14 protein-coding genes are annotated in these 13,682 nt (G+C 67.0%); 6 read left to right on the forward strand and 8 right to left on the reverse strand.

What is annotated here, in order from left to right; translation table 11 throughout:
- Positions 1-50: 50 nt before the first annotated feature.
- From SMD14_RS13860 to SMD14_RS13880, 5 genes are all read right to left on the reverse strand, one after another.
- A complete protein-coding gene (locus tag SMD14_RS13860) occupies positions 51-1,271 on the reverse strand; it encodes a pyridoxal phosphate-dependent aminotransferase (protein ID WP_157241679.1) in 1,221 nt (406 codons plus the stop codon).
- Between the two features lie 167 nt (positions 1,272-1,438).
- Positions 1,439-2,401, reverse strand: coding sequence for an ABC transporter substrate-binding protein (locus SMD14_RS13865; protein WP_157241678.1), 963 nt, complete (start codon positions 2,399-2,401; stop codon positions 1,439-1,441).
- Complete coding sequence (locus SMD14_RS13870) at positions 2,398-3,144, reverse strand: ABC transporter permease (protein WP_157241677.1); 747 nt, start codon at positions 3,142-3,144, stop codon at positions 2,398-2,400. The genes SMD14_RS13865 and SMD14_RS13870 overlap by 4 nt, the downstream gene beginning before the upstream one ends.
- Positions 3,141-3,872 carry an ABC transporter permease gene (locus SMD14_RS13875; RefSeq protein WP_157241676.1) on the reverse strand — a complete coding sequence of 244 codons (732 nt, stop codon included), beginning with the start codon at positions 3,870-3,872 and terminating at the stop codon, positions 3,141-3,143. Before SMD14_RS13875 ends, SMD14_RS13870 begins: the two co-directional genes overlap by 4 nt.
- Positions 3,872-4,969, reverse strand: coding sequence for an ABC transporter ATP-binding protein (locus SMD14_RS13880; RefSeq protein ID WP_157241675.1), 1,098 nt, complete (start codon positions 4,967-4,969; stop codon positions 3,872-3,874). Before SMD14_RS13880 ends, SMD14_RS13875 begins: the two co-directional genes overlap by 1 nt.
- Before the next feature lie 249 nt (positions 4,970-5,218).
- Here SMD14_RS13880 and SMD14_RS13885 point away from each other — a divergent pair, with 249 nt between their 5' ends.
- On the forward strand, positions 5,219-6,241 hold the full coding sequence (locus tag SMD14_RS13885; protein WP_321214008.1) for a pirin family protein: 1,023 nt from the start codon (positions 5,219-5,221) through the stop codon (positions 6,239-6,241).
- Between the two features lie 5 nt (positions 6,242-6,246).
- On the opposite strand, the gene SMD14_RS13890 is transcribed toward SMD14_RS13885, so the two are convergent.
- Entirely contained in the window at positions 6,247-7,176 is a 930-nt protein-coding gene (locus tag SMD14_RS13890) for a BadF/BadG/BcrA/BcrD ATPase family protein (RefSeq protein WP_321214009.1), read from the reverse strand.
- 66 nt (positions 7,177-7,242) lie between these two features.
- A complete protein-coding gene (locus SMD14_RS13895) occupies positions 7,243-8,217 on the reverse strand; it encodes a LysR family transcriptional regulator (RefSeq protein WP_321214010.1) in 975 nt (324 codons plus the stop codon).
- A 173-nt stretch (positions 8,218-8,390) separates the two neighbouring features.
- Between SMD14_RS13895 and SMD14_RS13900 the strand changes: the two genes are divergently transcribed.
- Entirely contained in the window at positions 8,391-9,632 is a 1,242-nt protein-coding gene (locus tag SMD14_RS13900; protein WP_321214011.1) for an MFS transporter, read from the forward strand.
- A 131-nt stretch (positions 9,633-9,763) separates the two neighbouring features.
- Positions 9,764-10,267: an Lrp/AsnC family transcriptional regulator gene (locus tag SMD14_RS13905; RefSeq protein WP_321214012.1), complete on the forward strand. Its 504-nt coding sequence runs from the start codon at positions 9,764-9,766 to the stop codon at positions 10,265-10,267.
- A 17-nt stretch (positions 10,268-10,284) separates the two neighbouring features.
- Here the strand turns inward: SMD14_RS13905 and SMD14_RS13910 are convergent, their stop codons facing one another.
- The gene (locus SMD14_RS13910; RefSeq protein WP_157241673.1) at positions 10,285-11,538 is read right to left on the reverse strand and encodes an MFS transporter; all 1,254 of its coding nucleotides are present in this window, start codon (positions 11,536-11,538) and stop codon (positions 10,285-10,287) included.
- 172 nt (positions 11,539-11,710) lie between these two features.
- On the opposite strand from SMD14_RS13910, the gene SMD14_RS13915 reads away from it, so the two are divergent.
- The 3 genes from SMD14_RS13915 to corA are packed head-to-tail and all read left to right on the forward strand — an operon-like array spanning position 11,711 to position 13,680.
- Complete coding sequence (locus SMD14_RS13915; protein WP_157241672.1) at positions 11,711-12,190, forward strand: Lrp/AsnC family transcriptional regulator; 480 nt, start codon at positions 11,711-11,713, stop codon at positions 12,188-12,190.
- A 31-nt stretch (positions 12,191-12,221) separates the two neighbouring features.
- Positions 12,222-12,647 (forward strand): DUF1761 domain-containing protein, encoded by a 426-nt coding sequence (locus SMD14_RS13920; RefSeq protein WP_157241671.1) that lies wholly within the window; start codon positions 12,222-12,224, stop codon positions 12,645-12,647.
- Positions 12,648-12,684: 37 nt separating this feature from the next.
- Positions 12,685-13,680 carry a magnesium/cobalt transporter CorA gene (corA, locus tag SMD14_RS13925; protein WP_157241670.1) on the forward strand — a complete coding sequence of 332 codons (996 nt, stop codon included), beginning with the start codon at positions 12,685-12,687 and terminating at the stop codon, positions 13,678-13,680.
- Positions 13,681-13,682: the final 2 nt, after the last annotated feature.

The following is a 13,682-nucleotide window of genomic DNA, read 5'->3' on the forward strand; positions in this document are numbered from 1 at the left end:
GGAATCCTTTCAGCGAAGTTCCACGGGTCCGGGGTGCCCGTGGACACAGGCTAGTTCCCCTGGTACCTGCTTAGGAAGTCCCCCATCCGGCCCACGGCTTCCTCGATGTCCTTGACGTTGGGCAAGGTCACCATGCGGAAGTGGTCCGGGCGCACCCAGTTGAACGCCCGGCCGTGGGAGACCAGGATTTTTTGCTCCCTGAGGAGGTCCAGGACGAACTTCTCGTCGTCACGGATGTGGTACACCTCGGGGTCGAGCTTCGGGAAGAGGTACAGGGCGCCCCGGGCCTGCTGGGTACTCACGCCCGGAATGGCGTTGAGCATGTCGTACGCCTTGTTGCGCTGCTCCAGCAGCCGCCCGCCCGGCAGGATCAGGTCGTTGATGCTCTGGTAGCCGCCCAGCGCTGTCTGGATCGCGTGCTGGGCCGGCACGTTGGCGCAGAGGCGCATGTTGGCAAGAAGGCTGATGCCTTCCAGGTAGTCGGCTGCATCCTTCTTCGGACCGGAAATGGCCATCCAGCCGGCCCGGTACCCGCACACCCGGTAGGCCTTGGACAGGCCGCTGAAGGTGAGGCACAGGACGTCGTCGCCGGTAAGCCCCGCAAGGTTTACGTGGACGGCGTCCTCGTAGAGGATCTTCTCGTAGATTTCGTCGGCAAAGAGGACCAGGCCGTGCTTCTCGGCGAGGGCCACGATCTTCTTCAGCGTCTCTTCCGGGTAGACGGCTCCGGTGGGGTTGTTCGGGTTGATCACCACAATGCCCTTGGTGCGGGGCGTGATCTTGGCTTCCATGTCCTCCAGGTCGGGCTGCCACCCGGACTCCTCGTCGCAGAGGTAGTGGACTGGCTTGCCGCTGGCCAGCGCCACCGAGGCCGTCCAGAGGGGGTAGTCCGGCGTGGGGATCAGGACCTCGTCGCCATCGTCAAGGAGGGCCATCAGGGACATGGTGATGAGCTCGCTGACGCCGTTGCCCAGGTAGATGTCGTCCACATGGATGTTCTGGATGCCGCGGGTCTGGTAGTACTGCGACACTGCGGTCCGGGCGGAAAAGATGCCGCGGGAGTCACTGTAGCCCTGGGCATGCGGCAGGTGGCGGATCATGTCCACCAGGATGGCGTCCGGCGCTTCAAATCCGAACGGCGCCGGGTTTCCGATGTTCAGCTTGAGGATCCGGTGACCCTCCGCTTCCATCTGCTGGGCGGCCTGGAGGATCGGTCCACGGATGTCGTAAAGCACGTTGTTGAGTTTCGTGGACTGCCTGAATTCTGCCATCCCTCAAATATGCCACAGGAAGGATGGGCGGCAGCTGAGACGTCAGCCACACGGTGCGGCGGGTTCCGGCAGGCAGGACGGACGACGGCGGCTGCCGGACCTCCGAAGGTCCGGCAGCCGCCGTCGTACTGCTGAGCCATCGCACCGATGGCGGCGCGATGCAGTTGCTACTTCACGATGCCCTTTTCCTTCAGCCACGCCTGCGCGGCTTCCTTGGCACCCTGCTTCTGGCTGCCGCTGACGGCCCTGTTCAGGTTGATCAGGTCCTCGGTGGTCAGCACGCGGGACACCGAGTTGAGGGCTTCCTTCGCCTTGTCCGTCATCTTCGCCTCGTTGTACAGCGGAACCACCTGCTGGGCAATGAAGTTGTTCTTGGGGTCCTCGAGCACCACAAGATCGTTGTCCGCGATGGACGGGGTAGTGGTGTAGATGTCCGCCACCTGCACCTGGTCCTCCAGGAGTGCCTTCAGGGTCACGGGACCGCCGCCGTCACTGAACGGCTCCAGCTTCTTGGGCTCGCAGTTGTAGTTCTTCTTCAGGCCCGGCAGGCCGTAGGCGCGCTCAGCGAAGGTGGCCGGAGCTCCAACCACGATCTCGCTGCAGACCTTGGCCAGGTCCTCAATGGACTTCAGCTGGTACTTTTCGGCGGTTGCCTTGGTGACCACCATGGCGTCCTTGTCTTCTGCCTTGGCCGGTTCCAGGATGGCCAGCCCGCCGGGCAGCTTGTCCGGCAGCGCCTTGGCGATGTCTTCCGCTGACACCTCGGAGGCTTCCTTGTCCACGTGCAGCAGCAGGTTGCCGGTGTAATCCGGAATGACGTCCACGGAACCGTCCTGGACTGCCTTGAAGTACACCTCGCGGGAGCCGATGTTGGGCTTGGTGGTGGCCGTGACGCCGGCCGCGTTCAGCGCCCCGGCGTACAGTTCGCCGATGATCTGGCTTTCGGTGAAGTCGGCTGAGCCAATCACCAGGGATGTTGCTCCCCCGGAGGCCGCTCCGCTGCTGGCCGGCGCCTTGCTCAGTGGATCCGAGGATCCGCCGCAGGCAGACAGCGCCATGGCCAGGCCGAGTCCTGCGGCGAGGCCGCCGAATGCCCGCCTGCCGGGATGGTATGGACGGCTTTCTTTCATGATTTACCTCCTGGTACCACAGCCTCCGTGAGGACGGGGTCTGTGAGATCGGCCGTAGCCTGCTGGCTGCGGCGGGACTGCCCCGAGGCGCCTGTTGCCAGGAACAGCCTCTGGAAAAGGGAGAGGACAAGGTCGACGGCGATCGCCAGCGCCGCGATGAGCAGGGAACCGCCGAGCATCTGGGGGAAGTCGCTGAGGACCAGTCCGTCGAAAAGGTACCGGCCCAGGCCGCCCAGGTTGATGTACGCCACCACGGAAACCGTGGCGATCACCTGCAGCACGCCGGTGCGGAAGCCGCCGAACATTACGGTGAGCGCGTTGGGCAGCTCCGCCCGGAAGAGGACCTGCAGTTCGGTCATGCCCATGGCACGCGCGGCGTCCACCACGTTGCGGTCCACGCTGGAGATGCCGGCATAGGTGCCCGCGAGCAGGGGCGGGACAGTGAGGATGACCAGCGCCCAGATGGGGGGCATCAGCCCGATCCCGGCAAGCAGCACAAAGAGCGTCAGCAGGCCCAGTGTGGGCAGCGCACGCAGCGCGCCGGCGAGCGCAACCACCGCAACCCGTCCCCTGCCGGTGTGGCCTACATACATGCCTACGGGGACGGCGATGGCGGCCGCGATCAGCATCACCAGGCCGGTGTACTGGAGGTGTTCGCCCAGCCGGGCGGGGATCCCGGCGCTTCCTGTCCAGTGCAGGGGGTCGGCCAGCCAGGCGAAGGTATCGGCGAAAACGTTGCTCATGCGTTTCCGCCTCCCGTCTTGGGCCGGGCCAGCCCGAGGGCCGGGTCAAGTGCCTCGCCAACGGTCCCCGCTTCCGGCTGCCGGTCCGGCCGCTTCCCCGCCCGCTCCCATGGAGTGAGGATGCGTTCCAGCAGGACCAGGACCGCATCCATCAGCAGCGCAAGGATGAGGATGGCGATGATGCCCACCACGATTTCGGTCACGAAGCCCCGCTGCAGTCCTGATGTGAACAGCATCCCCAGGTTTCCGATGCCCAGCAGGGCTGCCACGCTGACAAGGGAGATGTTGCTGACCGACACCACCCGGAGCCCTGCGAACAGGACCGGCAGGGACAGCGGAAGGTCCACGCGGAGGAACCGGGCCAACGGCTTGAACCCCATGGCGACGGCGGCCTGGCTCACGTCCTGGCTGACCGAATCGAAGGCGTCCAGGGCGGCCCGGACCAGCAGGGCAACGGCATAGATGGTCAGGGCCACCACCACGTTGACCGGATCCAGGATCCTGGTGCCCAGGACGGTGGGCAGGATGATGAACAGCGCCAGCGAAGGAATGGTGTACAGGAGCGAGGAGGCTGTGAGCAGCACCGAGCGGAGCGCCCGGTTCTGCCGCGCCAGCTGCGCGAGGGGGATGGAGATGACCAGCCCCAGGACCATGGGGACGAGGGCCAGCACCAGATGCTGGCCGGCGCGCTCCAGGACCATGCCGCTGTTGGCGAGGAACCACTCCATCAGAGTGCAGCCTGCCGGAGCTGGCGTGCCTCTTCAATGAGGGCCAGCACTTCTCCGCCGCGGATCACGCCCATCACCTTGCCCTCTCCATCCACTGCCACGCCCAGGCCCGACGGCGAGGAAAGCGCGGCATCAAGCGCGCGGCGCAGGCTTTCCCCCGGGCGGAACAGGGAACCGCCGGGGATGAGGCCTTCGTCAGTGCCGGGAGTGGACCAGCCGAGCGGGCGCATCTCCTCGTCCACCACCAGCTGCCAGCCGTCGGCGGCGCCCGGATCCGTGTTGACGCTGCGGCCGCGGACGAGCGTTGGCACCGGATGGATGGTGACGCCGTCGGACGGGGTGAAGCCCAGGTGCCGGAAGCCACGGTCCCGTCCCACGAATGAGGCCACGAAGTCATTTGCCGGCGCGCGGAGGATTTCCTCAGGGGTGGCGTATTGGGCGAGCTTCCCGCCCACCGCGAAGACCGCCACTTTGTCCCCCAGGACGGTGGCCTCGTCGATGTCGTGGGTGACGAACACGATGGTCTTGGCCAGGTCCTTCTGGAGCCGCAGCAGTTCCTGCTGGAGTTCATCGCGGACCACCGGGTCCACGGCGCTGAAAGGTTCGTCCATAAGCAGGACGGGAGGATCGGCGGCGAGCGCACGCGCTACCCCCACGCGCTGCTGCTGGCCGCCGGAGAGCTGCGACGGGTAGCGCCTGCCGAGCGGGCGGGCCAGGCCCACAACGTCCAGGAGTTCCTCGGCGCGCCGCCGGGCTTCGGACTTGGACACGCCGTTCAGCCGGGGAACGGTGGCGATGTTGTCCAGCACCGAGCGGTGCGGCAACAGCCCCGCTGACTGCATCACGTAGCCCATCGAGCGGCGCAGTTCAGCTGCCGGGACGGCGGTCACGTCCCTGCCGCCCACCGTGATGGTCCCGGAAGTGGGCTCCACCATCCTGTTGATCATGCGCAGCGTGGTCGTCTTGCCGCAGCCGGACGGACCAACCAGAACGGTGATGGAGCCTTTGCTGATGGACATGGAGAGGTTGTCCACGGCCGGCTGTCCGCCCTGGTACTGCTTGGTAACGCTCTCAAACTCGATCATCGCCTGGTCCATGGTGCGGACTTACCTGTTCTCTGGGACGGGCTCCTGGAAGCACCGCGACATTGTCATCAGGACGCTGATAGTTACGGTAACCCAATCCGGGGCCGGCAACACCCTGCAGCGTCCCGAATCCGGGCAAAGGAATCCCTACTGTAACCATTCGGAGCCGGGAGCGGCCCGGATGGGAGCCCATTTTCGGCCGGAACAACTGGAGGGCCTGGAACCGTGCCCGACGTGCTTCGTCCGGCCTAGAGTGGATTCGTGACCAACTTGGAAATAGCACCCCAGCAGGAAGTGTGCCCGCCGGCAGGCGCGGACGGTACATCCGGGCCTTGCCTGCAGCTGTGGCCGCAACGCGAAGTGCCGCTCGGCGGCGTCCGGGCCATGAACGTCCAGCGGACCCTGCCGCAGCGCGGCCTCCCCACCATCGGGGCGTGGTGTTTCCTGGACAGCTTCGGCCCTGACCGGACGGCGATGTCCGTGCTCCCGCATCCCCATATCGGCCTCCAGACCGTGACCTGGCCCCTCGCCGGCCATATCCGGCACCGCGACAGCGTGGGCAGCGACGTGGTAGTCCGGCCTGGCGAGCTGAACATCATGACGGCCGGCCACGGCGTCTCCCACTCGGAGTTCGCCGTGCTGCCGCCTGCCGGGGAGGCCCTGCCGGTTCAGCGTGGCCTGCAGCTCTGGGTGGCCCTGCCTGAGGGTGAACGGCACCGACAGCCGGCCTTCGAGCAGCACCGAGAACTTCCCCGGGCCGGCGGCCAGGGGTTCACGGCCACCGTCATGGTGGGCGAACTCGCCGGCGTCACCTCGCCGGCAACGATGTACTCACCGATCGTGGGCGCGGACGTTTCGTGCAGCGGCGCAGCGGTGTTGCCGCTCAACGCCGGCTTCGAGCACGGAATCCTGGTGCTCGACGGCGGCCTGGCGGTGGACGGCCAGGAGGTTCCGCCCGGCCCGCTGGGCTACCTGGGCACCGGGCGTACGGAACTCCAGGTGCAGGCGCTCCCGGGGACGCGCTTCCTCCTCATTGGAGGCGAGCCGTTCCAGGAGGAACTGCTGATGTGGTGGAACTTCGTTGGCCGTACCCACGACGAAGTGGAGCAGGCACGGAGTGACTGGGAAGCCCAGGCCGGACTGCCCGAAACGGAGGAGGCAGCAGCCCGGTACGGCGTGGTTCACGGCCACGGTCCTGACGCTGGACCGGAGGCGGGCCGCATTCCTGCTCCGCCCCTGCCGGGCGTGCGGCTCACGCCCCGGAAACGGCTCCGGGGCGACTGATCCACTCAGGTCTGCTCGGCCACCAACTGCAGCACACCGAACACCGGTTCCTGGTCCAGCACCCGGATGTCGGTCACGCCCGCGTCCTTGAGGTGGCGGCGGAAGGAGTGCTGCAGCGGGGCAACATTCATGCCCAGTCCGCCGCCCAGGATCACCGGCCCGGTGATGCCAAGCAGGCCCAGCACCTGCAGGGCCAGCGCTGAAAGGTCTTCACCTGCCTGGTCCAGCAGGGCCTGGCTCTCCGGGTGGCCGCCGGCCGCCGCCTCCACTACCAGCCGGGCCTGCTGCGCCCAGAAGCGCCGGCCGGTTTTCGGTGAATGGAACAGCGCAATCAGCCGGTTGGGATCGTCCACCCCGCAAGACTGCAAAAGGGACGCAGTCAGGACGTCCACCGGCAGGCCCTGGTTCATCCGCCGGAGGCTGTGCCGCACCGCTTCGCGGCCCAGCCAGTATCCGCTGCCTTCATCGCCCAGAAGGTAGCCCCAGCCGCCAGCCCGCGCTTCGCCGCCGTCCGCATTCCTGCCCCAGGCTGCAGAGCCGGTGCCCGCAATCACCGCAACACCGGTGCTCGCGTAGCCTGCCGCGAGCAGCAGGCGCGAATCGTGGACCACGGTGACCCGGGCGCCGGGGACATGCGGCTGGATCAGGGACGCCAGGGCGGCGGCGTCGTCGTCGGTATCAATGCCGCCGGAACCGGCGTACACCTGCGACACCTGGCCCCCGCCGATGCGTGCAAACAGGTCGGCAAGGTTGGCGGCCGCCTCGTCGCGGCTGACGTTCTGCACATTGGAACTGCCGGCCGACTCATCCGCAACCGGAGCCCCGTCCTCAAAACGGACACCGTGGGTCTTCGTCCCGCCGATATCCAGCCCGATGATGGCGCCGCGGAGTGGACTGGGGGCCGGGAGTGCGGAGGAGTTTTCAGCGTTGGTCACGTCACAAGGGTAATGGTGCCGGAGCGGCGGGACACCCCGGCCGCCTCACTTTCGGGCGCTCGCGCTTCAGCGGGACCGCTGCCTGACCAGCCCGGCCAGGAGCCTGGGCCCTTCGGTCACCACCATGTCCCGGAACAACCGTACCGGCACGGGTTCGGACCCGGGCTTGCGCCGCCGCCAGGACAGGCCCACTTCGCGGAAAGCCAGGCCGGACTCCAGCGGGACCTCAACCCAGCCGAGGTTCCCGGTTTCGGGGCTGACCGTCCGTCCGGGGGCATCCCCGCCTGGCGGCAGGATGCTGACTCCGAGGCCCGCCGAGACCAGGCCGCGGACCGTGTGTGAATCCTGGCTTTCGAAGGCGATGCGGGGCCGGTAGCCGGCCTCGCGGAACATGGCATCGGTGAGCGACCGCATCCCGTATCCGGGCCCGAGCGCCACAAAAGGCTCTCCCCTGATGTCGGCAAGCCGGGCTGCCGGCCGCGTGGCAAGGGGATGGCTGTGGTGCACAACCAGGCGGAGCGGCTCCCGGTACAGCGGCGCCGAGGACACGTTCCGGCCCGGCGGCGCCACCGGTGCGGTCAGGGCGAGATCGGACTCGCCCGACGCCAGTTCGTCAAGGCACGCGTAGCGGGCGCCCTGGCTCAGGGTGAAAACTGCGCCCGGGTGCCTGCTCCGGAAAGCACTGATCAGGAGCGGCAACGTCGCCTCACCGAAAGTGTGCTGGAACGACAGGGAGACCCTCCCCCGGGCCACGTCCGACTCGTCCCGCACAACGTCCAACCCTGCCTGGAACGCCGTCAGCGCCTGCTCAATGTAGGGCAGCAGGGTCCGTGCCGCGGGCGTCAGCCGGACTCCCCTGCCGTCCCTGACCAGGAGTTCGGTACCGACGACGGCGCTCGCCCGGGCCAGCGCCCGGCTCACCGTGGACTGGGGTACTCCAAGGAGTTCCGCGGTTTCCGTGACGTGCTCCGTCCGCCCCAGCTCGGCCAGCACGGGCAGCAGCGGAAGCAACTGCACCAGCTGTTTCTGGTCCGGTTCCACGGGCCGGCCTCCTTCCTGCTCCGCGCGAGCCCAAGTAGGTAGCGCTAAGTGTCGTTTTCGGCGTTCAAAACGACACTTAGCGCTACCCAGTTGGGAAAGCATGCAAATCGGCTATCAGTTTTACACGAAGCATGCATTGGAGGCATCTATTGGGTGAAAGCTAGGCTGGCCGGATGGCACACATCGTCCGTTCCGCCGGCAGCAGCCCTTCCCCTCGTTGGGAAGGTCATGCCAAGGGGTCGACGGCGTACGCCAGGATCCTCGCGGGCCTTTCCTTTGCGGGTGTTGCCACCTTCGCGCAGCTCTATTCCACCCAGGCCGTCCTGCCGATCCTGGCCTCGGACCTGCAGGTCACGGCGGCCGAGGCGGCCCTGACCATCTCGCTGGCCACCGTGGGCCTTGCGGTGACGGTGATCCCGTGGTCCTTCCTGGCGGACCGCATAGGCCGGGTCCGGGCGATGACGTGGGGTATCTCATTGGCCACCGTCCTGGGACTGCTGGTTCCCTTGTCCACCAGCTTTGGCATGCTGCTCACCCTCCGCCTTATAGAAGGCATGGCACTGGGCGGCATCCCGGCCATTGCCATCGCCTACCTCAACGAGGAGGTCACCAAAGCGCATACGGCCCTGGCAGCGGGAAGCTATGTTGCCGGCACCACGCTGGGCGGGCTTGCCGGCAGGCTGGTGGCCGGGCCGGCCGGTGAACTGTGGGGCTGGCGGGCCGCCGCACTGGCTGTTTCATTCCTTGCCACGCTGGCCGCGGTCGCCTTCCTGGTCCTGGTGCCGCGGGCCCGGGGCTTCGTCTCCGCCCCTGCATCCGGGCTGCGCGGCGCCATCCGGACCTTGGGCGGCCACCTGCGGAATGTCCGCTTGCTGGTCCTCTACGGCCAGGCCTTCCTGATGATGGGCGGGTTCGTGGCGGTCTACAACTACCTGGGGTTCCGGCTTTCGGGCGAACCGTTCGGCCTGCCGGCAACGTTGATCAGCCTGATCTTCCTGGCCTACCTGTCCGGGACCGTCACCTCACGCTGGTCCGCAGGGCTGACCCTGCGCTTCGGGCGTCGCAATGTCCTGCTCGCCGGCCTGGCACTTTCGACGGCGGGCCTTGCCCTGACGCTGACGCAGGCCCTCCCCCTGATACTCGCCGGCCTTGTGCTGTTTACCGGCGGCTTCTTTGCCGCCCACAGCATCGGGGCAGGCTGGACCGGCGCCCTCGCCAGCACCGGCCGGGCGCAGGCCGCCTCGCTGTACAACCTCGCCTACTACCTGGGGTCCAGCATCATCGGCTGGGCGGGCGGACTGGCCTTCCAGTCCCTCGGCTGGAACGCGCTGGCCGCGGCAGTCATGGTCCTGGCCTGCCTCACCGCGGCTGCTGTCGCCGTCGTCCATCCCCGGGCAGAAGGACCTCGCGCGTAACAGGCAGCGCCACGAATTATCTGCCCCTGCCAATCACGCGGCGGCGCAAAAATTCGGCTGCGCGGCCCGTACAAGCGCGAAAGCGCATATTCGCAGGTCTAGGATGAACAGAGGACCATTGAGGAGTTGCAGTGAGCACGAACGCCAGGAATCCCAGGCCGGGAGCGCACCTTGAGCCGCTGGATGCGATTGACGAACGGCTCCTGGCCGCGCTGGTGGCTGATGCCCGGATCTCCAACAAGCAGCTTGCGGAACTCGTCGGGATTGCCCCTTCCACTGCCCTGATGCGGACACGCGCCCTGTCCGAACGCGGGATCGTGCAGGGCTACGAGGCCAAGCTCAGCCTTTCTGCCATCGGGCGGTCCGTGCAGGCATTGGTTGCCGTGCGCCTCCGCGCCCACGACCGCGACCAGATTGACCGCTTCACTGCCCGGGTGCCGCACCTGCCCGCGGTGCTGTCCACGTTCCACACCTCAGGCTCCGTGGACTATCTGCTGCACATCGCCGTCGCCACTACCGAGGACCTGCGGGACTGGGTGCTGGACAACCTGGCAACTGATCCGGTGGTGGGGCACACGGAAACCACCCTGGTGTTCGAACACATCCAGGGCAATCACGGGCCGCTGCCTGAGTAAGTGCCCTGCGGAACGGACTAAGCTGCACCCCCGCGGCCGATGACCGCGAGGCGGAAAGTCACGGCGGAGAGGATTAGCGCCGCCGCGCCGCACAACAGAACGAAACCCGCTATGGCGGCCGGCACACCGACCACGCCGGAGGCCCAGCCCAGGCCAAGGACCGGCACAGCGCTTCCCAGGTACGTGATGACATAGACGGTGCTGACGATCTGGGCGTGCCGTGATGCCTCCACCTTGGCCGCCACCTCGTTGAAGACAGTGCGGAAGGCGATGCCCTGCCCTACCCCGGCCGCAAGGGCGGCTGCCACGAGCAGCAGCGGATTCCCCCAGGCTCCCGCGGCCCCCAGGAGAAGCACGGAAACCCCCAGGACGCCAAGCCCCGCCGGAACCACGTAGCGGCCCCGAAGGGTCAGCAGCTGGCTCAGCGCCGAGGACCCCAGGGCCAGGCCGGCCAGCACGCCGACCAGGGGGCGGGAGTCTGTGGCCAGGACCTGGGCAAAGTAGCCGGGTGCAAGCGATAGGCAGAAGCCGAAGACAGCGAAGCTGAGGAAGCCGACGCCGGCAGCGAGCCAGAAGGCGCCCCTCGCCTCCCGCGATACGGAAGGGCGGCGGGGTGCCAGTGCCTGCAGCGGCCTGGCGGAGGCCGGAGGATTGATCGCCGGGCGGGCATGAAGCAGGTACAGCGGCACCAGGAGGCCGGCCAGGACCAGCGAATGGACGTAGTAGGGTGCGCTGGTCGGGCCAGGGAGGAGGGACAGCAGTCCGCCAATCACCGGTCCGGCCGCCACTCCCCCGGACGACGCCAGCAAGGTGAATCGGGATGCCCACTCGGGACGGGTCGGGAGGAGCTCGCGCAGGGCTGCGGCACTGGCCCCGGTTGCCAGCGCAACGGCTGCGCCCTGCAGCGCCCGCCCGGCGCACAGGGCAGCGAGCGTCTGTGCCTCGGCAAAGAGCCAGCCGCCTGCCAGCCCGATGACGACCGCGAGGATGAGCGCGGCCCGGCGCCCGATGTGGTCCGACCAGTGCCCGGCCAGCATGAGCGTGGCCACCAGGGACAGGACATAGCTGGCAAACGCGGCGGTCACGCCCAGCGTGGACAGCCCGAGTTCCGCCTGCAGGAGCGGATACAGCGGCGTCGCGAGGTTGGCGCCCACCAGCAGGACGAAAATGACAGCGCCGGCCATCACCAGGCGCGCCGTGGTGGACGCATCCCAACCCGCCCTGGCAGCAGCCGGGGCAGGACGCATCCGGAGTTCGCTGAAGACCGTCATGTGGCGCCGCCTTTTGGTTCTACCGCGGCAGGTGGACCTTGTGGGAGCCCGGCGCGGGATGGATATCCGATGGCACAAGAATGCGGTACTTCTGCTCCATTGCTCGGAGATCTACGGACCTATTGCGCAAGAACGTCAAAATCTTCCCGGCCATGTGATGCAGAATGACAATATGAACAATCTGGATGCCACCGACCTGAAGATCCTGCTGGCCCTCATCCGGGACCCTCGGATCCAGGTCGGTGAACTCAGCGAGTCCCTGGGCATCGCCCGCAACACGGCCCAGACGCGGCTGCGCCGCCTCATCCGGGCAGGAGTACTGAGGCCGGGCGGCCGCGAGGTGGACCTGGAGGCTGTGGGCTATGACGTTGTGGCCTTCGTGACGATCGAGGTCTCGCACCGGGAGCTGGACGGCGTGGTGGCCGCACTCCGACTGATCCCGCAGGTACTGGAAGTTCATGAAATCTCCGGACGCGGCGACGTCTGGTGCCGGGTGGCAGCCACGGACACCCACAACCTCCAGTCCTCCCTGAGGCAGGTCCTGAGGATCAAGGGCGTGATCCGGACCGAAACCGTACTGGCCCTGCATACCCATATCCCCTACCGCACCGAGCCGCTGATCAGCGGCCTGGCCAAGGCGTCGAACACCTGACGTCCGCGCCCGGGCGGCTAGGATTTCCAGAATGGACTGGCTCTCGTACGTTTCACAGATCAACTGGCTCGCCGTGCTGCTGGCCTTCGTCGCAACCATGGCCATCGGCTTTGTCTGGTACATGCCCTCGGTCCTGGGCAACCGGTGGATGGCCGCCATCGGCAAGACGGAGGACGATCTCAAGAACATCAGCGGCGGGGCAGGCATCTGGGTCCCGATGATGGCGGCCGCGGCCCTGACGGCGGTCCTGCTCGCTGTCCTGATCACCAGGCTCGGACTGGACAGTGCCGTGGCGGGCGGCTTTTTCGCCTTGGTTGCGGGACTCGTCTTCAGGGCAGGCGGCCACGTCATCCACAACGGCTTCGCCGGGCGCCCGGCAGCCGTCACGCTGATCGACTCCGGCCATGACATCGTGGCCATGACGGTGGCCGGCGCCATCATCGGAGGAATGTCGTGATGGTGGCCGCTGCCCTCGCGGCGGAAGACCGGCGCCCATGACCATCATTGACAACGCCGTCTACGTCAACGGGGTCCGCCACGTGGAGCCCGAAAACCTGGAACAGACCTTCGAGACACTGGCCCGGCATGGAGGAATGGCCTGGATCGGCCTCTACCGGCCCACCGAGCAGGAAATGGCTGCCGTTGCCGCTGAATTCGGCCTGCACGCACTTGCGGTGGAGGACGCCATCTCGGCCCACCAGCGCCCGAAAATCGAGCGCTACGAAGACAACCTGTTCACTGTCCTCCGGCCTGCACGGTACCTGGACGCGACTGAAACGGTTGAATTCGGCGAGCTGCACATCTTCACGGGGAAGAACTTCGTGGTCACGGTCCGTCACGCCGAGACGGCCGGCGTGGCACAGGTGAGGCAGCGCCTCGAAGGCCGGCCCGACCTGCTCCGGCACGGCCCCGAGGCCGTGCTTTACGCCCTGCTCGACCGGGTTGTGGATGACTACGGGCCCGTGGTTGCCGGACTTGAAAACGACATCGACGAAATTGAAGACCAACTTTTCAGCGGTGACACCGCCGTATCCCGGCGCATTTACGAGCTTGCCCGTGAAGTCATCCAGTTCCAGCGGGCCATCCATCCCCTGCCGGACATCATGCGCCAGCTCAAGCAGGGCTTTGAAAAGTACGACGTGGAGACCGATCTCCGGCACAGCCTGCGTGACGTGGAGGACCACGTGGAACGGGTCATCTCCCGGGCCGATTCCTTCCGCGACCTGCTGCAGAACGCCCTGACCCTGGACGGCACCCTCACCGCCAACCGGCAGAACGAGGCCAGCGCCGAGCAGAACGAACAGGTGAAGAAGATATCCTCCTGGGCTGCGATCCTCTTCGCACCGTCCTTCGTGGCCGGGATCTATGGCATGAATTTCGACCACATGCCCGAGCTCCACTGGGAGCTGGGATACCCGATGGCGATCGGACTGATGATCGGGACGGCGGCCCTTATGTACGGCATCTTCAAGAAGAAGGGCTGGCTGTAAGG

The sequence above is a fragment of the Pseudarthrobacter oxydans genome (genome assembly GCF_034258515.1).
In the GTDB taxonomy this organism is placed as follows: Bacteria; Actinomycetota; Actinomycetes; order Actinomycetales; family Micrococcaceae; genus Arthrobacter.